The 22,576-nt window shown below is 39.2% G+C and carries 24 protein-coding genes; 23 read left to right on the top strand and 1 reads right to left on the bottom strand.

The features are described from left to right. Positions 1 to 35 precede the first annotated feature (35 nt). The 4 genes from CHY_RS06815 to CHY_RS06800 all read left to right on the top strand — a co-directional run bounded on the left by CHY_RS06815 (position 36) and on the right by CHY_RS06800 (position 2,307). Positions 36 to 674, top strand: a complete 639-nt coding sequence (locus CHY_RS06815; protein WP_226986745.1) for a YkgJ family cysteine cluster protein — start codon at positions 36 to 38, stop codon at positions 672 to 674. 144 nt (positions 675 to 818) lie between these two features. Continuing rightward, entirely contained in the window at positions 819 to 1,373 is a 555-nt protein-coding gene (gene rsmD / locus CHY_RS06810; RefSeq protein WP_011344367.1) for a 16S rRNA (guanine(966)-N(2))-methyltransferase RsmD, read from the top strand. Between the two features lies 1 nt (position 1,374). Next, complete coding sequence (gene coaD / locus CHY_RS06805; RefSeq protein WP_011344366.1) at positions 1,375 to 1,863, top strand: pantetheine-phosphate adenylyltransferase; 489 nt, start codon at positions 1,375 to 1,377, stop codon at positions 1,861 to 1,863. A 3-nt stretch (positions 1,864 to 1,866) separates the two neighbouring features. Next, positions 1,867 to 2,307: a hypothetical protein gene (locus CHY_RS06800; protein ID WP_011344365.1), complete on the top strand. Its 441-nt coding sequence runs from the start codon at positions 1,867 to 1,869 to the stop codon at positions 2,305 to 2,307. Here CHY_RS06800 and ylbJ read toward each other — a convergent pair. After that, positions 2,297 to 3,382 carry a sporulation integral membrane protein YlbJ gene (gene ylbJ, locus CHY_RS06795; RefSeq protein WP_011344364.1) on the bottom strand — a complete coding sequence of 362 codons (1,086 nt, stop codon included), beginning with the start codon at positions 3,380 to 3,382 and terminating at the stop codon, positions 2,297 to 2,299. The two genes, CHY_RS06800 and ylbJ, sit on opposite strands and share 11 nt — an antisense overlap. A gap of 137 nt (positions 3,383 to 3,519) precedes the next feature. On the opposite strand from ylbJ, the gene pta reads away from it, so the two are divergent. The 19 genes from pta (at position 3,520) to CHY_RS06700 (ending at position 22,573) form a co-directional block, all read left to right on the top strand. After that, positions 3,520 to 4,524: a phosphate acetyltransferase gene (gene pta, locus CHY_RS06790; RefSeq protein ID WP_011344363.1), complete on the top strand. Its 1,005-nt coding sequence runs from the start codon at positions 3,520 to 3,522 to the stop codon at positions 4,522 to 4,524. A 45-nt stretch (positions 4,525 to 4,569) separates the two neighbouring features. Then, complete coding sequence (locus CHY_RS06785) at positions 4,570 to 5,766, top strand: acetate/propionate family kinase (RefSeq protein WP_011344362.1); 1,197 nt, start codon at positions 4,570 to 4,572, stop codon at positions 5,764 to 5,766. A gap of 60 nt (positions 5,767 to 5,826) precedes the next feature. Next, a complete protein-coding gene (locus tag CHY_RS06780) occupies positions 5,827 to 6,327 on the top strand; it encodes a YceD family protein (protein WP_011344361.1) in 501 nt (166 codons plus the stop codon). Positions 6,328 to 6,330: 3 nt separating this feature from the next. Further along, entirely contained in the window at positions 6,331 to 6,507 is a 177-nt protein-coding gene (gene rpmF / locus CHY_RS06775) for a 50S ribosomal protein L32 (RefSeq protein ID WP_011344360.1), read from the top strand. Positions 6,508 to 6,609: 102 nt separating this feature from the next. After that, a complete protein-coding gene (fapR, locus tag CHY_RS06770; RefSeq protein WP_011344359.1) occupies positions 6,610 to 7,170 on the top strand; it encodes a transcription factor FapR in 561 nt (186 codons plus the stop codon). Positions 7,171 to 7,178: 8 nt separating this feature from the next. After that, positions 7,179 to 8,165: a phosphate acyltransferase PlsX gene (gene plsX / locus CHY_RS06765; RefSeq protein WP_226986744.1), complete on the top strand. Its 987-nt coding sequence runs from the start codon at positions 7,179 to 7,181 to the stop codon at positions 8,163 to 8,165. Next, positions 8,149 to 9,141, top strand: coding sequence for a beta-ketoacyl-ACP synthase III (locus CHY_RS06760; protein WP_011344357.1), 993 nt, complete (start codon positions 8,149 to 8,151; stop codon positions 9,139 to 9,141). Before plsX ends, CHY_RS06760 begins: the two co-directional genes overlap by 17 nt. Positions 9,142 to 9,154: 13 nt before the next feature. Then, positions 9,155 to 10,099: an enoyl-[acyl-carrier-protein] reductase FabK gene (gene fabK / locus CHY_RS06755; protein WP_011344356.1), complete on the top strand. Its 945-nt coding sequence runs from the start codon at positions 9,155 to 9,157 to the stop codon at positions 10,097 to 10,099. After that, entirely contained in the window at positions 10,092 to 11,030 is a 939-nt protein-coding gene (gene fabD, locus CHY_RS06750) for an ACP S-malonyltransferase (RefSeq protein ID WP_011344355.1), read from the top strand. Before fabK ends, fabD begins: the two co-directional genes overlap by 8 nt. Before the next feature lies 1 nt (position 11,031). Further along, entirely contained in the window at positions 11,032 to 11,775 is a 744-nt protein-coding gene (gene fabG / locus CHY_RS06745) for a 3-oxoacyl-[acyl-carrier-protein] reductase (RefSeq protein ID WP_011344354.1), read from the top strand. Between the two features lie 15 nt (positions 11,776 to 11,790). Continuing rightward, positions 11,791 to 12,024 carry an acyl carrier protein gene (locus CHY_RS06740; protein ID WP_011344353.1) on the top strand — a complete coding sequence of 78 codons (234 nt, stop codon included), beginning with the start codon at positions 11,791 to 11,793 and terminating at the stop codon, positions 12,022 to 12,024. 53 nt (positions 12,025 to 12,077) lie between these two features. Beyond that, the gene (fabF, locus tag CHY_RS06735) at positions 12,078 to 13,316 is read left to right on the top strand and encodes a beta-ketoacyl-ACP synthase II (protein ID WP_011344352.1); all 1,239 of its coding nucleotides are present in this window, start codon (positions 12,078 to 12,080) and stop codon (positions 13,314 to 13,316) included. Between the two features lie 4 nt (positions 13,317 to 13,320). Further along, the gene (gene rnc / locus CHY_RS06730) at positions 13,321 to 14,028 is read left to right on the top strand and encodes a ribonuclease III (protein WP_011344351.1); all 708 of its coding nucleotides are present in this window, start codon (positions 13,321 to 13,323) and stop codon (positions 14,026 to 14,028) included. Position 14,029: 1 nt separating this feature from the next. Next, positions 14,030 to 17,587 (top strand): chromosome segregation protein SMC, encoded by a 3,558-nt coding sequence (smc, locus tag CHY_RS06725; protein WP_011344350.1) that lies wholly within the window; start codon positions 14,030 to 14,032, stop codon positions 17,585 to 17,587. Between the two features lie 33 nt (positions 17,588 to 17,620). After that, a complete protein-coding gene (ftsY, locus tag CHY_RS06720; protein ID WP_011344349.1) occupies positions 17,621 to 18,532 on the top strand; it encodes a signal recognition particle-docking protein FtsY in 912 nt (303 codons plus the stop codon). 26 nt (positions 18,533 to 18,558) lie between these two features. Next, the gene (mtnP, locus tag CHY_RS06715) at positions 18,559 to 19,356 is read left to right on the top strand and encodes an S-methyl-5'-thioadenosine phosphorylase (protein ID WP_011344348.1); all 798 of its coding nucleotides are present in this window, start codon (positions 18,559 to 18,561) and stop codon (positions 19,354 to 19,356) included. Positions 19,357 to 19,381: 25 nt separating this feature from the next. Next, positions 19,382 to 20,617 carry an adenosylhomocysteinase gene (locus tag CHY_RS06710; protein WP_011344347.1) on the top strand — a complete coding sequence of 412 codons (1,236 nt, stop codon included), beginning with the start codon at positions 19,382 to 19,384 and terminating at the stop codon, positions 20,615 to 20,617. Between the two features lie 15 nt (positions 20,618 to 20,632). Beyond that, positions 20,633 to 21,265, top strand: coding sequence for a class II aldolase/adducin family protein (locus CHY_RS06705; protein WP_011344346.1), 633 nt, complete (start codon positions 20,633 to 20,635; stop codon positions 21,263 to 21,265). Positions 21,266 to 21,271: 6 nt separating this feature from the next. After that, complete coding sequence (locus tag CHY_RS06700; protein ID WP_011344345.1) at positions 21,272 to 22,573, top strand: amidohydrolase; 1,302 nt, start codon at positions 21,272 to 21,274, stop codon at positions 22,571 to 22,573. Positions 22,574 to 22,576: the final 3 nt, after the last annotated feature.

The following is a 22,576-nucleotide window of genomic DNA, read 5'->3' as shown; positions in this document are numbered from 1 at the left end:
AAATTTTATAAGGGAGGAAAGGGTTCTTGCAAAAAGTGGAAATTATCGCAAAAATTATTGCCAATTTAAGAGGGTACGCTTTAAAAATAGATCCCGATGCTACCGTTACCGACTACCTTAAAGCGTTGGAAAACCTTGTAGAAGCAGGGGAATATTACCGGGAAGCAGGAACAAAAAGTTGTCTTAACTGTATAAAATGTTGTTATGAAAGAATTCCTTTAACTAATGTTGATGTTATTATGCTTCGAAGAGGATTAGGGGAAAAAAATGGACAAAATATTGACCTTTATCATTTTCTACGAGATTATACTGAAATATTTATTAAAGGTTGGGAAATTGATATAATTTTAAAAAGAAATGAAAATGGAGCTTGTGTGTTTTTAAATGAAAAAGATAGAAAATGTGAAATTTATGCCTTTCGGCCTTTTGTTTGCCGCAGTTTTTATTGTATTCCAACTACCGAGGAAACGGAAACAATTCGCATGGCAGTTGTTAATTTAGGAGAGGATGCTTTGGTCCGGGAATATTTATTATATTTAAGGGAGTATGGTTTAACTCCTTATTGGACTCGTGCTGTAAAACCAAAACTAAATGTAAATTATTATCCTAAGAATATTTTTTGGAAAAAAGAAAATTATGAAATTAGGATAAAAGATATTTTGCAGTATCTTTAAAAAAAATGCTGGCATTACGCCAGCAAAGAGAGGAGAAACCGGAGGAAGAGCAAATGGGGGAGGGTGTATAGAATTTGCTCTCTTCCGGAGCATTAGGTAGTATTTCCGCCAAACATTAAAATTATACATTGATGGTGGTAAAAAATGAGGATAATAACAGGAGATGCCCGGGGTAGAAAATTAATTGCACCTAAAGGCTTAAAAACCAGACCAACTTCGGACCGGGTTAAAGAAGCGATGTTTAATATTTTAGGGTATAGGGTAATAGATGCGGTTGTCCTTGATGGTTTTGCGGGAACCGGAAACCTTGGCTTGGAAGCATTAAGTCGGGGGGCTAAGTTTTCTTATTTTATTGAAGCCGATAGAGAAGCTTTTAGCTGTTTGCGCCGAAATATTGAAAATTTAGGCTATGGGGACCGGGCAAAAGCGATTTTAGGAGATATTTTTAAAATTTTACCCCACATTAATGAGAAGTTTGATTTGATATTTTTGGACCCGCCCTACGGATATGGTTTTGAAGAAAGGGCGGTATTGACTATTTTACAATTAGGGTTACTAAAAGAAACCGGTCTTATCGTGGTTGAAACGGCAAAAAAAATTGGTTTAAATATAAGCTCTGAAAAGCTGGGGTTGATAAGGGAAGCTGTATACGGGAATACGTTACTGGGGTTTTATCAATTAAAGCGAGGGGGAGAATAATTTGCGCATAGCAGTTTATCCGGGTAGTTTTGATCCTATAACCAACGGTCATCTGGATATTATTGAAAGAGCGGCCGAGCTTTTTGACCGTTTAATTGTTGCTATTGCCAAAAATCCAATGAAAAAACCTTTATTTACCCTGGAAGAACGCTTGGATATGTTGCGGGAAACGTTGAAATATTACCCTAATATTGAAATCGATAGTTTTGAGGGCTTAACGGTTAATTATTTAAAAGCCAAAAACGCTCAGGTTATAATTCGGGGACTTAGAGCTATTTCGGATTTTGAAAATGAATTTATGATGGCTTTAACCAATAAAAAGTTGGTGCCGTGGGTTGAAACTATTTTTTTAATGACCAAAGCAGAATATTCGTTCATAAGTTCAAGTGCTGTAAAGGAAGTAGCTATGTATGGAGGATGTTTAAAAGGATTGGTACCTGAATATGTCGAATTAAAATTAAGGGAAAAATTTCAGAAGGAAGGGTGTTAATGAATGGATATATTGAAAATATTAGAGGAGCTTGAAGATAAAATAATTGATAGTCCTAAAATTCCCTTAACAGGAAAAGTTTTAATGGATGAGGAACAACTGCTGATGTATATTGATAAAATTAGGAGTATCTTGCCGGATGAAATAAGTAAAGCTAAGGGAGTTCTTGAATCCAGGGAAAATCTTTTAGCCAAAGCTAAAATAGAGGCGGAGGAGATTTTGGAAAGAGCAAAGCAGCAAGGGGAAAAGTGGTTAAGCGAATCGGAAATGCTTAAGATTGCCGAGGAAAGAGCAAGAGAGATTATTGCAAAAGCCAATAGTACCGCCCTTGAATTAAAGCAGGGGGCGCGGCAGTATGCGGTAGAGGTTTTGGAAAAGCTGGCTTTTAATTTAAATGCCGCTTTACAGGAAGTAACAAAAGGTCTTGAAGAACTTAAGAAATAAATTTTTTTGAAAGCTTTTTTAAAAAATGAAGAAAAAGGTAAAATACCAAAGCTGAAACTACTGAAATTGACAAAAGTTTTGGGGAATTTAAAATTGGAGAATTTTGTCCTGTAGCAACCGGCATGGTAACTTTTAAGAAAAGCATAGTTGAAATTCCAGTACTTAATAGACCGTGCAGTGGCCGTGTTTTTAAGTAAAGCTTTGCTGTTAAATCAGTTCTGGAAATTAGGGCTATAATTTGGGCCAGTACTGAAATTCCTCCAAAACTTAAAATAAAACTCGTTAAGATAAATTTTGTTAGCGGAGTGAAATTTAACTCCGCAATTTTTTTTATTCCGTTGGAAATTTCCAAGAAACCAGCAAAAAGGGCTGTTATTATTCCGGAATTTGGTAAAAAAGTTTTTTCGGCTAACGATATTACCACAGCAAAAAAGATAATAAAGCCCCCCACTAAAAATATTTTGTGAAAAGCAGTTTCAATGGCTTCTTGGAGAGTTTTGCCGAATGGAAGATTGGAAGAAGAAGTTATGATCGCAAAATTTGTCGATTTACTTATTTCTCTTTTTCTCCGTGCACCAATTCCCAAGATCAAACCTATTGTTATACTTGCACCGTAATGGCCGATTAACAAAAATGAACCGTAAAGGGGGTTGTTAAACAATGTTATGCCTACGGTTGATATAAGAAAAAGGGGACTTACGTTATTGGTGAACGCTAAAAGCCGTTCTCCTTCTTCCCGGGTGATTAACTTTTGCTCCCTAAGGTTTGCAACCACAATGCTGCCTACCGGGAAACCGGACATAAATCCCATAACAATCGATAGGGCTGCAACTCCCGGAACGTTGAAAAGAGGCCTTAAAATAAACTCGAAAATGGAACCAAGCATTAAAAACACATCGTTTTTATTTAAAAGTTCAGCTACTATGAAAAAAGGAAGTAAGGTAGGAATGATGATTTGCAGCCACAGGTCTACCCCGGACTTTGCACCCTGGTAAACTGCCATTGGGTTTAAAATGAAAATAAGAAAAAACAAAAATAATAACCAGGCTTTATTTTTTCTTACTAATAACCACAAAGCTTTTCACTCCTGAGTCTGAAATATAAGAAATATAAAAAAATTTAAAATTTAATATTTTGGATAGAAAAACTTTATTGGGTATGATATAAATAAATTGGTAAAAATAATGTTGAAAAAAGTCGGGAGGCTTTTTTATGTTAAATTTTATTGAAAAAGTGAAAAGCAAAGCCCGAGAATTTAAAAGAACAATTGTACTTCCGGAAAGTAAAGATGATCGTGTTATTAAAGCTTCGAGTGAAATTATCAATCAACAATTAGCTAAAATAATTTTATTAGGCAACGAAAAAGAAATTGCCGAAAGAGCAAAAAATTTAAATGTAGATCTTAATGGAGTTACTATCATTGATCCGTTAAAAGATAATAACCGGGATAGATATGCTAATCTTTTGTATGAACTTAGAAAAAATAAGGGAATGACCTTGGAAAAAGCGTATGAACTAATAAATGATCCCCTTTACTATGCAACGCTTATGGTTAAAGCTGAAGATGCCGATGGTTTAGTGGCAGGATCATTAAGTCCAACCCCCAATGTTTTACGTCCGGCCTTACAGATAATAAAAACCAAGCCGGAGTTTTCAGTTGTTTCCGGAGCATTTATTATGGTAATTCCTAATCCGCAATTTGGCGAGCATGGAATAATGCTTTTTGCCGATTGCGCTGTTAACCCCGATCCTAATTCCCAGCAGTTAGCGGAAATTGCTATTGCATCAGCTATGACTGCGCAAAAGTTGTTAGGAATAACTCCTTATGTGGGATTGTTATCTTTTTCAACTAAAGGAAGTGCCGAACATGAGTTGGTTGAAAAAGTGCGGGAGGCCGCACGAATTGCCAATCGTCTCCGACCCGATTTAAAAATTGAAGGAGAACTTCAGGTAGATGCGGCAATTGTCCCTGCGGTAGGTGCCCAGAAAGCTCCTGGAAGTGAAGTGGCCGGACGAGCAAATGTTTTGATATTCCCCGATTTGCAGTCGGGAAACATAGGATATAAACTTGCTCAGAGAATGTCTGGGGGAGAAGCGATCGGACCAATATTGCAGGGTATGGCCAAGCCGGTAAATGATTTGTCCCGGGGCTGTAGTGTGGATGAAATTGTAAACTTGGTAGCTATAACTGCGGTTCAATCATATTATGGTATTTAAGGCGCCTTTGGCGCTTTTAAATTTTCGTAAAAGGGGGCATATTTTGTGAAAGTACTCGTGCTAAACTGCGGTAGTTCATCCCTTAAATATCAGTTACTGGACATGGAGAAGGAAACGGTATTAGCAAAAGGCTTGGTAGAAAGGATTGGGTTAGAAGGTTCGCGGTTAATAATTGATCTTCCCGGCCGGGAAAAAATCAAAAAGGAGCAACCTTTTGTCAATCATGAGGTTGCAATTAATGCAGTTTTAGAAGAGTTAGTACGGGAAGAATACGGCATTTTGCGTAATTTAGAAGAAATTACTGCGATTGGCCACAGAATTGTGCATGGTGGAGAAAAATTTTCCGGCTCAGTTATTATCAATGAAGAAATCCTTAAAGCTGTTGAGGAATGTGTTAACCTGGCTCCTTTGCACAACCCTCCAAATATTTTAGGCATAAGAGCTTGTCAAAAACTCCTGCCAAATACTCCGCAGGTGGGTGTTTTTGATACGGCTTTTCATCAGACCATGCCCAGGAAAGCGTACCTTTACGGCGTACCGTATTACTGGTATGAAAAATACGGGATTAGACGGTATGGTTTTCACGGAACTTCCCACAAGTACGTTGCCTATAAAGCTTCAGAAATCCTTGGAAAGCCACTAAATGAACTAAAAATAATTACCTGTCACCTGGGAAATGGTTCAAGTGTGGCGGCGGTAAAAGAAGGGAAATCGATAGATACTTCTATGGGTTTTACTCCTTTAGAGGGTCTTCTGATGGGAACCCGTTCGGGGAATATTGATCCAGCTATTGTGACCTTTATCCAAGAAAAGGAAGGATTGTCGGCCGCTCAGGTTAATGATATTTTAAATAAAAAGAGCGGTGTTTTAGGAATATCTGGCTACAGCGACTTTAGAGATATTGAGGAAAGGGCATCTGCCGGGGATGATAAAGCTAAGCTTGCTCTGGAAATGTTTTGTTACCAGGTAGCAAAATATATTGGGGCTTATGCCGCTGCCATGAATGGCGTTGATGCCATAGTTTTTACGGCAGGTGTGGGGGAAAATTCGGATGTGGTGCGCAAGGAAGTTTGCAAATATTTGGAGTTTCTTGGGGCAACCCTTGATGAAGAGAAAAATAAAATAAGAGGTAAGGAAGCAATAATTTCTACTCCGGACTCGAAAGTGAAAATCATGGTAATTCCAACCAATGAAGAATTGATGATCGCTAAAGAAACCCTTGAACTGGTAGTTAACAAGTAAAATAGTTGACAGTATTTTTTACCCCGGTTATAATGTTACTTGTTATTGGGGGTTTTAAAGATGTACTTAGATTTAACTTCCATAAAAAATGACAAAAATGTCGTGCTGGAGTTTGCCGAAAAAATTAATCTTGAAACGCTGGGAGAGGGCTTTGGTAATTTTACCAGCGATAAGCCTTTTTTAATTACCGGCACCGTGCAAAATACCAATGATGGGTTTTATTTAAAAGGGAGAATAACCGGGGAAGTTCATACCAACTGTAGCCTTTGTCTTAGCAATATCGAGCTAAAAGTTGATCTTTTTGTGGAACGTTTATATAAGTTAGTTGCTGATGAGGATAGTTATGCTCTGGTTGATTTTAAAATAAATCTTGATGAACTGGTTTTTGAAGAAACGGTATTAAATTTACCTTTGAAACCTGTTTGCCATCATGATTGTAAAGGCCTGTGCCCGGTTTGTGGTGAAAATTTAAATGAGCGGGAATGCAGCTGTTCGCATGAAGAAATCGATATTCGGCTGTTGCCGTTAAAACAGCTCTTAGAAAAGCAAAAGGGGGTGTAAGGTATGGGAGTACCAAAAAGACGGGTGTCAAAGGCAAGAAAAAATAAACGGCGTTCGCAGTGGAAGATTGCTGCTCCTAAACTTGTAAGCTGTCCCCACTGCCATCAATTAATGATACCTCATCGGGTGTGTAAAAACTGCGGGTATTATGATGGCCGGCAGGTTGTGAATATGGAATAGCCAAAAATCTCCAGTTGCAACTGGAGATTTTTTTTTACTTGCAAGACAATCGGGGATAAGTTAAACTATTATATAGTAGCAGGTAATAATAGGTGGTGTTAAATGAATAAGTCTCCGGAAGCGAGAAGAAAAAAATTACTGGAAATAATTGAAAAAAACCCTTTTTTGACTGATGAACAATTAGCAGCAACTTTAGGGGTAAGTGTGCAGACTATCCGTTTGGATCGGATGATTTTAGCTATCCCCGAACAACGGGAACGTATTGAAATGATGGCGCAACGAGCTTATCAAAATTTAACATCGCTTGCCAAAGAGGATATTATTGGACGGTTGCTTTTATTAGAACCGGGAGAAAAGGCGGCATCAATGTTGGAAATTACACCGGAAATGTGCTTTAAGGATGGAAATATTGCTCGCGGACACTTTCTTTTTGCCCAGGCAAACTCTCTGGCAGTTGCTTTGTGTCCGGGTAAAAATGTCTTGACGGGGATTGCCCGGGTGAGCTTTAAAAAACCGGCATATTTGGGTCAAAAGGTTATTGCTACCGCGGTGGTTCGGGTAAAAAAACAAAATAAATATTACATAAAAGTTGTGGGCAATGTAGAAAATGAAATTGTTTATGTTGGAAGATTTGTGGTTTTTAAAATTTCAAGGGAGGGTTAGGATTGTTAGTGGTTGACGCCATGGGGGGAGATTATGCTCCCCGGGAAATAGTTTTAGGGGTCCAGGATTTTGTTGAAGAAACCGGAGAGAAAATTGTCTTGGTTGGCCGGGAAAATGAAATAAAAAAGGAATTAACAAAAAAAGGAAAATCCCTTGGTTATATTGAAATAATAAATGCCGACGAAGTTGTAACGATGGAAGAAAAACCAACAGTTGCGATAAAGAAAAAGGAAAGCTCGGTATGGAAAGGTCTTCAATTAGTAAGGGAAGGAGTAGCTCAGGGTTTTTTCTCTGCCGGCAATACCGGAGCGGTGATGGCTTCGGCGGTGCTATGCTTGGGTAAGATTAACGGAATTGATCGACCGGCAATTATTACCCCGCTGCCCACCCTGACCGGGCAGACGTTTTTAATTGATGCTGGTGCCAACGTTGATGTCAAACCTGAAAACCTTTTTCAATTTGCGGTCATGGCCCAGGTTTATTTAAAAACTGCGTACCAAATAAAAAATCCTCGGGTGGCGTTGTTAAGTAACGGAGAAGAAGAAGGAAAAGGTAATGACCTGATAAAAAAGACCTTTCCCATTTTAAAGGAAAAAATTTCTGGCTTTATAGGGAATATTGAAGGGAAGGACATTTTTAGAGGTGTGGCGGACATAATTGTTGCCGATGGGTTTGTTGGTAATATCGTTCTTAAAACTGGAGAAGGACTGGCAGAAAGTATTTTTGTTCTTTTGAAAAATGAGGTTTTTACCGGTTTAAGGGGGAGTCTTGGGGGATTTATTTTAAGAGAGTCTTTACAAAAAATAAAAAAGCGTCTTGATTATGCAGAATATGGCGGTGCTCCGCTTTTGGGGGTAAACGGGATAGTTTTTATTGCCCACGGGCGCTCCCGGCGACTGGCGGTACGCAATGGTTTAAAAGTAATGACAAAGACCGTTGAATCCGGTTTTTTAGCTGAATTGATAAAGGGGGATTTTAATGTCTGGAAGGATTGAAGGCATTGAAATTTTAGGAACAGGGTATTATGTGCCAGAAAAGGTTTTAACGAACAAAGAGCTTGAGTCAAGATTGGATACTACCGATGAATGGATAGTAACCCGAACTGGAATCAGGGAAAGGCGTATTGCCTCCCCGGAAGAAACTACCCTATCAATGGCATACTATGCTTCAGAAAAGGCAATACAGAAGGCAAAAATCGAACCAGGGGAAATTGGTTTAATAATTGTGGCTACCGCTACTCCGGATATGATTTTTCCCGCAACGGCGGCCCAGTTGCAGGAAAAGATTGGGGCTACCAATGCCGGGGCTTTTGATTTGTCTATTGGTTGCACTGGGTTTATTTATGCTTTAGTTACCGGAGCTTTATATACTAAAGTGCTGTATCCCCAAAAGGTACTTGTAGTGGGCGCTGAAAAGCTTTCAGCAATAGTTGACTGGCAGGATAGAAGTACCGCTGTTTTATTTGGTGATGGTGCAGGTGCTGTGATATTGGGTGTAAATCCTCAAAAAGCGGGGATTTTGGCCTTTGAACTTGGAGCCGACGGAAGTGGTGCTGAGCTATTAAAATTGCCTGCTGGTGGGTCTAAACTTCCAGCATCAGCAGAAACTGTCGAAAAAAGGCTCCATTTTATTAAAATGAATGGAAGTGAAGTTTTTAAATTTGCTGTAAAGAAAATTGAAGAGTCGGTAAACGGTTTACTTGAAAAAGCCAAATTACAACCGGACGATATTGATTTATATTTATTTCACCAAGCCAATCGTCGAATAATTGTTAACTCTTTGGAACGTTTAGCTTTAGATATTGAAAAGACCTTTATTAATATCGAGCTTTACGGAAATACCTCGGCGGCGTCTATACCAATAGCATTGGATGAAGCTATTCATGCGGGAAAACTAAAGAAAGGTGATAAGCTCTTACTCAGTGGTTTTGGAGCGGGGCTTGCCTGGGGCGGTTTAATTATGGAATATTAGGGGGGGCGATAAATTGAAGACGAAGATTACGGAACTTTTAAAGATAAAGTATCCCATTATCCAGGGGGGAATGGCCTGGGTGGCAACTGCGCGCTTAGCAGCAGCGGTTTCCAATGCCGGTGGCCTTGGGATTATAGGTGCGGGTAATGCGCCGGCGGAATGGGTTTTAGCGGAGGTTCGGAAGGTAAAAAACCTTACCGATAAACCCTTTGGGGTGAATGTAATGTTGCTTTCTCCCCATGTAGATGAAGTTATGGAAGTAATCATTGAAGAAAAGGTTCCGGTGATAACTACCGGTGCTGGCAATCCCGGCAAGTATATAAAAAAACTCAAGGAAAATAACGTAAAAATAATTCCAGTGGTGGCTTCGGTGGCCTTGGCAAAGCGCCTGGAAAAAACGGGAGTAGATGCGGTGATAGCTGAGGGCCATGAATCGGGGGGACATATAGGAGAACTTACCACCATGGCCCTTGTACCGCAAGTTGTAGATAATGTTTCGATTCCGGTAGTTGCAGCCGGTGGAATTGCTGATGGTCGGGGATTGGTTGCTGCTTTAGCCTTAGGAGCCCAAGCGGTACAAATTGGAACCCGTTTTCTTTGTGCGGAAGAAACGGAAATTCATCCAGCAGTGAAAGAAGCGGTAATTAAAGCCGGCGACAGAGATACGGTTATCACCGGGGCTTCGACCGGTCATCCTGTGCGGGTCATAAAAAATAAGCTTGCCCGGCGTTTTTTGGAGTTAGAACAAAAAGGAGCTCCTCCCGAGGAACTTGAAAAACTTGGTGCGGGAAGTTTGAGGCGATGCATGCAGGAAGGGGATATAGAAGAAGGTTCACTGATGGCGGGACAAATTGCCGGATTAATAAAAGAAATAAAACCGGTTAAGGAAATTATTGAAGAAATTATGCATGAGGCGAGAGAAATAATGAAAAGGATTGTGAGGGAATTCGATGAGTAAAACTGCTTTTGTTTTTCCAGGTCAAGGTTCCCAGTATGTTGGTATGGGCAAAGATTTATATGATGAACTACCAGTGGTACGAAAATACTTTAATTTAGCCAATGAAATTTTAGGTTATGACTTAACTAAAATTATTTTTGAAGGACCCGAAGAGGAACTCAATAAAACCGAAAATACCCAGCCGGCAATCTTAACTTTAAGCTATGCTCTGTATGTAACTTTAGAAGAAAAGGGAATAAAAGCTAAAATTTATGGCGGTCATAGTTTAGGAGAGTTTACTGCCCTTACCGCTGCCGGAGTAATAAATTTTGCCGATGCAGTTAGACTTGTACATGTCAGGGGAAAACTGATGCAGGAAGCTGTTCCTTTGGGGCAAGGGGTAATGCTTGCGGTTATGGGCATAGAAAAAGAAGAACTTGTGGCTACGGTAAAAAAACTCCAGGAATATGGTATCATGGAAATCGTGAACTTTAACGGTGGGGGCCAGTACGTATTGGCCGGTGAAAGTAAAATAAAAGAGCTTACAAAAACCCAATTAAAGGAAGTGGGGGCTCGAAAGATTGTAGAACTTCCGGTTTCAGCACCTTTTCATTCGTCCCTGATGAGGGCTGCCGCGTTAAAGTTTCAGGAGTACTTAGAAAAGGTTGAGTTTTTACCTCCTAAAGTACCGGTTATCAGTAATGTTACCGCTGAAATCTTAACTGATCCTGTGAAAATAAAGGATTTACTATCTAAGCAAATGGCTTCTCCGGTTTTATGGGAGCAGTCGGTGCTGGAAATGGTTAAGGTCGAAGTTACGAAATTTATTGAAATAGGTCCTGGCAAGGTATTAACTAACTTAATTAAGCGCATAGTCCCGGTTGCCACTTTTAGTGTAAATAATCTTGAAAGTTTGCGGTTTTTACTTGATAACCCCGGGGAGGTTGGATAAAATGAATTTTAGCGGTAAAGTTGTCCTGGTTACTGGGGCAAGCCGCGGTATCGGACGTAAAATAGCCGAAAGATTTGCTCTGGCAGGAGCAAAAGTTGGAATAAACTATGCTCATAACGATTTGCTGGCCAGCCAGTTAAAAGAGGAGTTAGAAAGTAAGGGTGCAGAAGTTCTTCTTGTAAAAGGTGATGTCAGCCAAAAAGAAGAAGTTGAGAGAATTTTTAAGGAATTAGTAACGACTTTTGGCAAAATTGATATTGTTGTAAATAATGCGGGTATTACCAAAGATAAACTTCTTTTACGCATGTCATATGACGACTTTGACTCCGTTATAAAAACAAATTTATATTCAACATTTCTTGTAACCCGCGAAGCTGCCAAAATAATGCTAAAACAGCGGTTTGGAAGAATCATTAATATCAGTTCGGTGGTTGGCATTAAAGGAAATGCCGGTCAAGCCAATTATGCTGCAAGTAAAGCCGCTATTATCGGCTTTACCAAAGCCGTGGCCTTGGAACTTGCCAGCAGGGGAATAACCGTTAATGCCGTTGCGCCCGGGTACATAAAAACAGATATGACCGAGAAATTAGACGAAAAAGTAAAAGAAGCTTTGCTTAACGCCATCCCTGCAGAAAGACTGGGTACCCCCGATGATGTGGCGGCGGCGGTGTTGTTTCTGGCAAGTGAAGGCGCAGGCTATATAACTGGGCAAACAATTGTTGTGGATGGCGGAATGGTGATGTAGGAAGGAGGTGAATTTATGGCAGGAGTGTTTGAGCGGGTTAAAAAAATAATCGTGGATCAATTAGGAGTCGAAGAAGATGAAGTTACTATGGAAGCATCGTTTATTGACGACCTTGGAGCGGATTCATTGGACATTGTGGAGTTAATTATGGCTTTTGAAGAAGAGTTTGAATTAGAGATACCCGATGAAGATGCGGAAAAAATTCGCACCGTTGGGGATGCTGTTAACTATATTCAGGAGAGAGTTTAAATTTAAAGTCCCGCGGAATTGTTTCCCGGGACTTTTTTAAAAGAGGTGAAAAAATGAAAAGGGTTGTAGTTACTGGTTTGGGTCTAATTTCCCCGCTTGGTATTGGGATTAAAGAAAATTGGGATAACTTAATGAAAGGAGTATCGGGGGTTAGAGAAGTAAGTTCCTTTGATACCACTGGCTTTGCAACCCGTATTGCTGCTGAAGTTAGGGATTTTGACCCTTTAAAATTTATTGATAAAAAAGAAGCCCGGCGCATGGACCGTTTTACTCAGTTTGCTGTTGCGGCAACTAAATTGGCAATCGAAGATGCGGGGCTTGAGCTCAGTAAAATTAATCCTGAAAGAGCAGGAATATTTATTGGAAGTGGAATTGGTGGGATAAAAACTCTGGAGGAGCAGGCTGCTATTTTACGGGAGAAGGGGCCAGACCGAGTCAGTCCTTTTTTTGTACCTATGATGATTGCCAACATGGCTGGGGGGCAGATAGCAATTACCTTTGGCTTAACCGGCCCCAATGAAACGATTGTTTCAGCGTGTGCTTCGGGAGCTAATGCGGTGGGGGATGCTTTTCGCTGTTTGCAAAGGGGCGAGGTTGATGTTGCCATTGCCGGTGGTGCGGAAGCAGCGATAACTCCTCTCTCTTTTGCCGGGTTTTGTTCTATGAAAGCTATGTCTACGAGAAATGACGAGCCGGAAAAAGCTTCCCGGCCTTTTGATAAAGACCGGGACGGGTTTGTTATGGGTGAAGGTGCCGGAATTTTGATATTAGAGACTTTGGAACATGCCCTGGCCCGCGGAGCACGGATTTATGGAGAGATTGTGGGGTATGGCGTTACGAGCGATGCATACCATATCACCGCTCCTGATCCTGAAGGAAAAGGTGCCGCCCGAGCAATGGAGTTAGCCCTGAAAGATGCCCGGTTAAATCCCGAAGATATCGATTACATTAATGCTCACGGGACTTCGACGCCATTAAATGACAAAGTAGAAACTTTAGCAATAAAAAAGGTTTTTGGTGATCATGCTTACAAGCTGATGGTAAGCTCAACGAAGTCGATGACGGGGCATTTGTTAGGAGCGGCCGGGGGGATAGAAACCATTTATTCGATTTTGGCAGTATTTTTCAATCAAGTTCCCCCTACTTTAAATTGCGATGAACCGGAGGAAGGATTAGATCTTGATTATGTTCCCAATACCGGTCGGGATACGGTGGTAAAAGCTGCCCTTTCTAACTCATTGGGATTTGGCGGTCATAATGTAAGTTTAATTGTAAAAAAATTTAACGGGTGATATCATGGATAAAGAGAATTTAATATCCTTGGAAAAAATTCTGGGGTTTAATTTTAATAACCCCAGTATTTTACTTTCTGCCATAACCCATCCTTCTTATGCTTTTGAACATCCCGAAGAGGGTATAGAGCATAACGAACGGCTTGAATTTTTGGGAGATGCAGTTTTGGAGCTTTTTATTAGTGATTATTTATTTCGAACCTTTCCCCAAAAAAGTGAGGGAGACTTAACAAAACTACGTTCCCGCCTGGTTTGTGCTGAATCGTTATACGAGCTTGCTTTTAAAATTAATCTCGATAAATTTTTGCGTCTGGGAAAAGGTGAATTTAAAGCAGGAGGAAACCAAAGGATGTCGAATTTAGCTAATGCAGTAGAAGCAGTAATTGGAGCAGTTTATTTTGATTGTGGAATCGAAGCTGCCTTTAGTTTTATTACCAGGCTTTACGGAGAAAAACTAAAGCCAGAAAACCTTGAACAATTACCCAAAGATGAAAAAACCACTTTGCAAGAACTATTGCAGAAAGAAAAAAATAACGTTTTGCGGTACGAAATTTTACTGGAAGAAGGTCCTCCCCACCAAAAAATTTTTACCGCTGGAGTTATTATTAACGATAAGCTGATTGCTACGGGTAGGGGAAAATCAAAAAAAGAAGCTGAACAGGAAGCCGCTAAAAAGGCCCTGGAGCTTTTAAAAAACGAGAAGGAGGTTTGATGTGTTAAAAAAAGTAGTTATCCAGGGTTTTAAATCCTTTGCGGAAAAAACGGAAATAACTTTTGAACCTTCGATAACGGGTATCGTGGGACCAAACGGTAGCGGTAAAAGTAACGTTGCGGAAGCAATTCGCTGGGCTTTGGGAGAAACAAAAACAAAGATTTTACGTTCTGAGCGACAGCAGGATGTAATCTTTACCGGTTCGCAGGGAAGAAAACCGGTAGGAATGGCTGAGGTAACATTAATTTTAGACAACAGTAATAAGCATTTTCCCTTGCCTTACGCTGAGATAGCAATTACGCGGCGCTTTTTTCGTTCGGGAGAAAGTGAATTTTACATAAATAAATCTCCCTGCCGACTTAAAGACATTCATGAGTTATTGGTGGATACTGGGCTTGGGAAGCATGGCTATGCCATTATCGGTCAGGGCCAGGTGGATGAGATTCTGTTTTCGTCACCGGAAGAAAAAAGAAGCTATCTGGAAGAGGCTGCAGGAATTAACCGCTTTCGGATGCGGGAGTTGGAAGCGAAGAAAAAGCTGTTGGAAACTCAGAACGGGATTACCAGGCTTAATGACCTGACCAACGAGTTAACTAACCAATTACAGGCTAAAGAACAGGATGTTATTAAAGCAAAAACGTATTTAACATTAAAAGAAAAACTTACCTTTAAAGCTAAAAATTATTATGGAATAAAAATAAAAAATTTACTGGATAAAGTTCGGGAAAACGAAGAAAAAATCACCCTGTTACATAATCTTATTGAAAAGAATCAGGACCAGGTTAACCGCCTGGAAGCAAGTTTTGCAAAGATTCTTTCCGAGGAAGGAAAGTTAGGTCTTTTTTCTGATAACCTGCAGAAAATTGTTTTAAATTTAGAAAGCTGTTTAGAGAAACTTGACAACGTCAAAAAATATCAACAAGAAGAAGAAAATCGCCTCTGGTTGGAGCTTAAAAGCTTAAAAGAACAGATTAAAGCAAATGGCAGGAAACTTGTTGAAATAAATCAAGAATTAAATTCGTACCAAAGACAAGTAAAGGATTTAAAAGCCAAAGAAAGGGAGATTATCGGAAATCTTAAAGTGCAGAAGCAAAAGCTTGGGATAAACGAAGAGAAACTTTTGGAATTAAAGAAGAGCTTGGAAAATTGTAAAGATGAACAATTTGAGTTAAATTTTCGTGAAGTGTCGTTAAGGAATGAAATTAATTTTATTTCTGACTCCTTAACAAGGTTAACTAACGATTCTTTAAAGATTGAAAAAGATATATATGAACTAAATAGAGAAATTGGTGAAATAGAAAATACTCTGAGAAGCTTAAACGATTTTAAAAAGGAAAATCTGAGAAAGCGGGAAGTGTTAAAAAATAAACGAAAGAAACTGGAAGAAGAATTGAATTTATTAGCCAAAAATATTTTAATCCTGCAAAACGAAAAAAGGGTTTTGGAAAAAAAATATAATGAAAATATTACCCGCTTACAAATATTAACTAAGCTTGAAGAGAGTTATGAAGGTTACGGAAAAGACGTAAAAAATTTATTTGAGGCAAAAAAAAGTGGCTTACTGCCTAATCCGGATAATATCATAGGAACTGTTGGGGAGTTTTTAGAAGTTGATGAAAGATATCGATTAGCGGTTGAAACTGCTTTGGGTGCGGGGATAAAAAATGTTATTGTGAAAAGTTCTCGGGATTTAGAAGGTATTATAAGATATTTAAAATTAAAAAATCTCGGCAGAATAACCTTTTTGGCCCTTGATTTGCTGGAAACGGAAAGTTTAAAAGGTGACTTCAGCAATTTAACGGATAGTGATGGTTTTATAGGTACTGCCCTTGATTTAATTTCGTTTCCCCAGGAGCTTTCTAAAGCTTACGAAAGCCTTTTAGGTAAAGTTCTGGTAGGAAAGGATTATCAATCCTGCTTAATCATTGCGAAAAAGACCAAACATCGTTATAAAGTAGTGAGTCTTGAGGGAGAATTGCTGCTCCCTGGTGGAATTATTATTGGTGGTAGTTTTAATCAAACTGTCTCGGTTTTACAAAGAAAAAATGAAATAAAGTTACTTCAAAAGCAAGTTGATGAGCTTTTACAAAAGAATAATGAAGTGGAAGAGGCATTAAGTGCATTTTTAAAAAAACAGGAGGATATTGACGCAACAATAAAATTAACTGGAGAAAAGCTGAGTGACATAGAAGCCCAGCTAACTGAGGCCGATTTAAAAGAACAAAATATCAAAGATAAAAGGAATTTAATAGAAAGTAGGTTAATTGAGCTAAAAGGGCAGTTAGATAAAAATAATAGGGAAAAGAAAAATTTGTTAGTGGAAAAAGAAAATAGGGAACAACAAATCAACAATATTATTTCTCTTAAGAAAAAATTAGAGGAAAAGATTGCTTTTCTTGAAAAGGAAATATCCAGAATCAATGATTTAATATATGAAAATCAAAATTACTATCAAGAACTAACGTTACAGCAGGTTCAATTAGAAAAGGCGCTGGAAAATATTTTTAACCTTATAAATGAAAAAAGTCTCCAAAAAAAAGAACTCTTTGAAAGACAGAAGGTCAGTGCTAAAAAAGCCTTAGAGTTTAAAAATAAAATTTTAAATCTTAAAAAAGATTTTTTAACTTTAGAGCGCAAGATAGCGGCCCATGGGGATTTACTTTCTGTGAGTAAAAAATATTTTGAAACTGTTAAAAATAAGCATGAGGAGTTAAAGGATAAACTTTCGGAAATGCAAACGACTCTGACAAAAACCCAAAAACTAATACAAAAACATTTTGCCGAGATTTCGCGTTTAGAAACGGAACAGCGCAACCTTTTACAGGAAATCAACAGGTTAAAGTTGTTATTGAATGAAAAATACGATATAGTGTTGGGAGATGAGGAAGTATTAAAATTAGAACCGGTTTATATTGAGGAAAGGGAAATTGAAGAGCTTTACAATCAAATTCAGGGGTTGGGCCCGGTAAATCTTTTTGTAATTGATGAAGTTAAGCGATTGGAAGAACGCATTAATTTTTTAAATCAGCAAAGAAATGATCTTAATGAGGCTAAAGAACAATTAGAAAAACTTTTAAGCCAATTAACCGAAGAAATGGAGCAAAGGTTTAACGAGTTTTTAAAGTTACTTAACGAAGAGTATGACTTAGTATTTAAAGAGCTATTTGGGGGAGGACGTGCTGCCTTAGAAAAAGTTGTTGGAGAAGATCAAAAAGAGGGAATTGAGATTATTGTGGAGCTTCCAGGGAAAAAGCGCCAACCTTTGGGGCTTCTTTCCGGTGGCGAAAGGGCTCTGGCCTCAATAGCCTTGCTTTTTGCCCTGTTTAATCTAAAACCGTCACCTTTTTGCGTTTTGGATGAAATTGATGCCGCTTTAGATGAAGCAAATGTTCAGCGTTTTGCTGCTTACTTAAAAAAAATTGGGGAAAGAAACCAGGTGATCCTTATCACCCACCGGCGGGGAAGTATGGAAGTCTGTGCAAAGTTAATTGGCATTAGCATGCAAGATGGATGTTCCAAAGTTCTTTCGCTTCCCATGGAAAATATTAAAGCAGGGTAAGAAAAAAGATAATGTAATGGCAGGTGAGGAAGTTTGGGATTTTTTGACCGTTTAAAAGAGAGTTTAATAAAAACCAAGCAAAACATCGTAGCTAAAATTGAGGATGTCTTCAAAAAGTCGACGGTCGATGAGGAGCTTTTTGAAAAACTGGAAGAAATATTGATTGAAGGTGACGTGGGTGTTAAACCAAGTCTTGAGCTGGTGGAAAAGCTAAGAAAAACGGCAAGAGAACGACGGATTACCGATAGTGAGCAATTAAAGCAGGTGTTAAAAGAAGAAATCTTAAAAATTTTAGAAGCGGGAGACAATAAACTGAAGAATGTCCCAAGAACGCCCCTGGTAATATTGGTAGTAGGGGTAAATGGTGTAGGTAAAACTACCACTATCGGGAAATTAGCTTACTACTTCAAGCAACAAGGAAAGCAGGTATTGTTAGCAGCTGGCGATACTTTTAGGGCTGCTGCCATAGAGCAATTGGAAATCTGGGGTAATAAAGTAGGATGTCCGGTGATAAAACAAAAAGAAGGTTCGGACCCGGCAGCGGTGGCTTTTGATGCAGTTAAGGCGGCCATTGCCCGAAAAATAGATGTATTAATTATTGATACCGCTGGTAGGCTTCATACAAAAACAAACTTAATGGAAGAACTAAGAAAAGTAAAAAGAGTAATAGAAAGGGAGTTACCGGGGGCTCCTGATGAAGTTTTATTAGTTTTGGATGCCACTACCGGACAGAATGCTTTAAGTCAAGTGGAGTATTTTAATAAAGCCCTGGATTTGACCGGGTTGGTTTTAACAAAACTGGATGGAACAGCTAAAGGCGGTGTAATTATAGGGATTAAAAGTAGTTATCAAATTCCAATAAAATTTATTGGGGTTGGGGAAAAAATGGATGATTTAAGACCCTTTGACCCCCAAGAATTTGTTGAAGCGTTATTTTCATCTTAAAAAATAAACCGCAGGGAGGAATTCCAATGTCTGTAAAAATTGCAGTAATTGGTGGTACCGGTGTTTATGACCCGAAGATGTTAAATAATCTTTCCAGAGAAAAAGTAGCTACGCCTTATGGCGATATTGAAGTTACGATAGGCGAACTTTCAGGTAAAAGGGTGGCATTTCTTCCACGCCATGGAGCTGGCCATACGGTTCCACCCCACCTTATTAATTACCGGGCCAATATCTGGGGGTTGAAAACGCTGGGAGTTAAGCAAATTATTGCAACGACTGCCGTTGGTTCGTTGAATTTAAATATGAAAGGTGGTGATTTTGTTTTAATTGACCAGTTTCTTGATTTTACGAAAAACCGCATTTATACCTTTTATGATGGGGGCGAACGAGGCGTAATTCATACCGATGTCACCGAACCATATTGCCCGGAATTGCGAAAAATTATTTATAACGCTGCGAAAGAGTTGGGATATACCGTACATCCTGCGGGTACCTATGTTTGTACCGAAGGCCCGCGTTTTGAAACGGCAGCGGAAATAAAAATGTTTGCAAAATTAGGTGGAGACCTTGTGGGAATGACCAGCGTTCCGGAAGTTGTGTTAGCAAGGGAAGCCGAAATGTGTTATGCTTCAATTTCCTTAGTGACCAACTATGCTGCTGGTATTTCACCTAATCCTTTAACCCATGAAGAAGTTGTGGAAATGATGACCGCTAAAAGTGAACAATTAAAGAACCTTATTGCTAAAACTATTGAGAACCTTGATCCCGACCGGAACTGCTGGTGTCAGAGGGCAGTAAGTGGTCAAAGTCAGTTAGGGAAATAAAAAACAGGGGAATGGGGAGAATTTTATGAGCATTATTAGGGATAGAAAGCTTGCTCCTTTAGGGCAGCAAAAAATTAATTGGGTCAAAAATTACATGCCGGTTTTAAATTATTTAAAAAATGAATTGCTTGGGGAAAAACCCTTGTCCGGAAAAAAGATTACGATGAGTATCCATTTGGAGGCAAAAACTGCTTACCTTGCATTAATTTTGCGAGATCTTGGAGCAGAAGTTGCCGTGACCGGCTCAAATCCACTTTCAACCCAGGATGAGATTGCTGCTGCCTTGGTTGAAGAGGGTTTAGAAGTTTTTGCCTGGCATGGGGCTACGCCTTCGGAGTACGAAGAACATTTAATAAAAGCTTTAGAAATTAAGCCCGATATTATTATTGATGACGGAGGAGACCTGGTTCACATCTTACATCATGTTCGCCCGGATTTGGCGCTAAACGTAATTGGTGGTGCGGAAGAAACAACTACGGGCGTCCATCGTTTGCGGATTCTGGAAAAAAAGAATGCCTTGAAATTTCCAATGATTGCGGTAAATGATGCTTTAACCAAGCATATGTTTGATAATCGTTATGGTACCGGGGAATCATCTCTTACGGCCCTCATGGCTACTACCAATTTATTAATTGCTGGAAAGAATCTTGTGGTTGCAGGGTACGGCTGGTGTGGTAAAGGTGTAGCACAAAAAGCCCGGGGACTTGGTGCGCGGGTGATTGTTACAGAGGTTAATCCCATTCGTGCTTTAGAAGCCTATATGGATGGTTTTGAAGTTACTGATTCGCTGACCGCTGCTAAAATAGGAGATATCTTTATAACAGTTACCGGTTGCAAAGATGTGTTCCGGGGAAGACATTTTGAAGTAATGAAAAACGGTGCAATTCTTGCCAATGCCGGTCATTTTAATGTGGAAATCAACCTCGATGAGTTAAAAGCTATGGCAGTGGAAATCCGCGAAGTGAGGCCAAAGGTAACCGGTTATATCCTCCCTGATGGCCGGCAGCTTAACGTTATTGCCGAAGGCCGTTTGGTAAACTTGGCTGCGGGACAAGGGCATCCGGCGGAAATTATAGATCTTTCTTTTTCATTACAGCTCTTGGCGGTTTTGTATCTTTTGGAAAAACATGATGAATTATTACCTAAAGTTTATAATTTACCAAACGAACTTGATGAAAAAGTTGCTCTATATAAATTAAAATCGCTTAATATCGAAATAGACAAGTTAACCGATGACCAAAAAGAATATTTATTTGGTTAAAGAGAAGGGGTTTAAATGAAGTTAAGTGTTGAAAAATTAAAGGAAAAGATAGTTAGAACAACGCAAAAACTTTGCCAGTACGGGTTAATGTTTTATAACTGGGGTAGTTTGAGTGTGTATATACCGGAAGAGAAAGTGGTAGTAATTACTCCCCTTACTCCCGATATGGCTTGCTTAAGTACCTTTGATGTCTTAATTGTGGATATGGAGGGGAATATTTTAGAGGGAGAAAATCAAGCAAAGTTTAATTTAAAACTCCACCGGCAAATTTATAACGTTCGTCCGGATGTCCGTGCTATCATTCACGCTCACCCCGTACACTGTACTGCACTTTCGGTATTACATGAACCATTGCCGGTTATTTTGCCGGAAATGGTACGGTCTATTGGAAAAGACGTGCCTTTACTTAAATCGGTTTATATTGATTCTGAAAGTTATTTGTTAGAAATAAAGGAAAAAGCTTTTGCCAATAATGCTTTTTTGCTGGCCAACAATGGTCTTATTACCATGGGAGAAAATCTTGATGTCTGCTTTAACCTTTGTCGAATTGTAGAAAAATGTGCAGAAATATACTTAGCGGCATTAAAGGTACGTAACCCACATACTTTAAGTTCGGAAGAAATTAATTATCTAAAAAAACTTTTTTGACCGGGGATGGTGAATGAATTGACAATCCTAATAAAAAATACTACGGTTTTAGACTTAAATAAGTTTGCAGCGGTTGAAAACGATATTTTAATTGAAGGAAACAAGATTTCGAAAATTGGTGTTGATATTGAGGTAAATGATAAAGAGAACTTAAAAATAATTGACGGTAGCAATAAAGTAGCTTTACCGGGTTTAATTAATGGTCATACGCATGTAGCCATGACCTTATTTCGGGGAGCATCCGATGACCTTCCTTTAATGGACTGGTTAAATAATGTTATTTGGCCCAGTGAAAGCCGCTTAACCGGCGAAGATGTTTACTGGGGAAGTCTCCTGGGAATAGTGGAAATGATTAAGAGCGGAACTACTACATTTTGCGACATGTACTTTTTCATGGATGAAGTTGCTCATGCTGTTGAACAAAGCGGTATTCGGGCTATATTAAGCCGTGGCATGGTTGCTTTAGATCCGGAAAACGGCGAAAAGGGACTTAAGGAAAGTATAGATTTTATTGAAAAGTGGCAGGGGAAGGCAAATGGTCGGATAACTACCGCATTGGCACCTCATGCTCCCTATACCTGTCCTCCAGAATTTTTAAAGGATGTAATTTGGGAAGCAAAAAGATTAAATGTTCCGATAAACATCCATATTAGCGAAACTTTAGATGAAATAAGTATTATCAAGGAAAGATATGGAACAACGCCGGTCAGACATTTAGAAAGCTTAGGCTTATTTGAGGTAAAAACCATAGGTGCCCATTTAGTACATGTCGATGACGAGGAAATTCAGATTCTCAAACGTTATCAAGTCGGTGCCATTCATAACCCCCAAAGCAACATGAAATTAGCATCGGGAATTGCTCCGGTGGCAAAAATGTTAGAAGCCGGGGTCTTAGTAGGATTGGGCACCGATGGGGCTGCAAGTAACAATGACCTGGACATGATTGAAGAATTACGTGCGGCTTCTTACTTACAAAAAGTAAGCAGCATGAATCCAGAAGCTTTAAACGCCAAAACCTCTATCGCAATGGCAACGAGTTTGGGTGCCAGAGCCCTGGGGTTAACGGAAGTTGGATTACTTAAGGAAGGATATAAAGCCGATATAATTTTGCTTAATACCAATGAAACCAATTTTTATCCCAGACACAACATTTTTAACTTAATTGCTTATTCGGCCAAAGGAGCCGATGTGGACACGGTAATTGTCGATGGGGAAATTATCATGGAAAAGAGACAGCTAACACGCCTTGATGAGGAAAAAATTAAATTTGAAGCAAATAAACGCGGATTAAAATTAGTTGCGGGGTAGATA

The sequence above is a fragment of the Carboxydothermus hydrogenoformans Z-2901 genome (assembly GCF_000012865.1).
Taxonomy (GTDB): Bacteria; Bacillota; Z-2901; order Carboxydothermales; family Carboxydothermaceae; genus Carboxydothermus; species Carboxydothermus hydrogenoformans.
The sequence above is the reverse complement of the archived record's forward strand: the minus strand, read 5'-3'. Positions and strand labels throughout refer to the sequence as shown.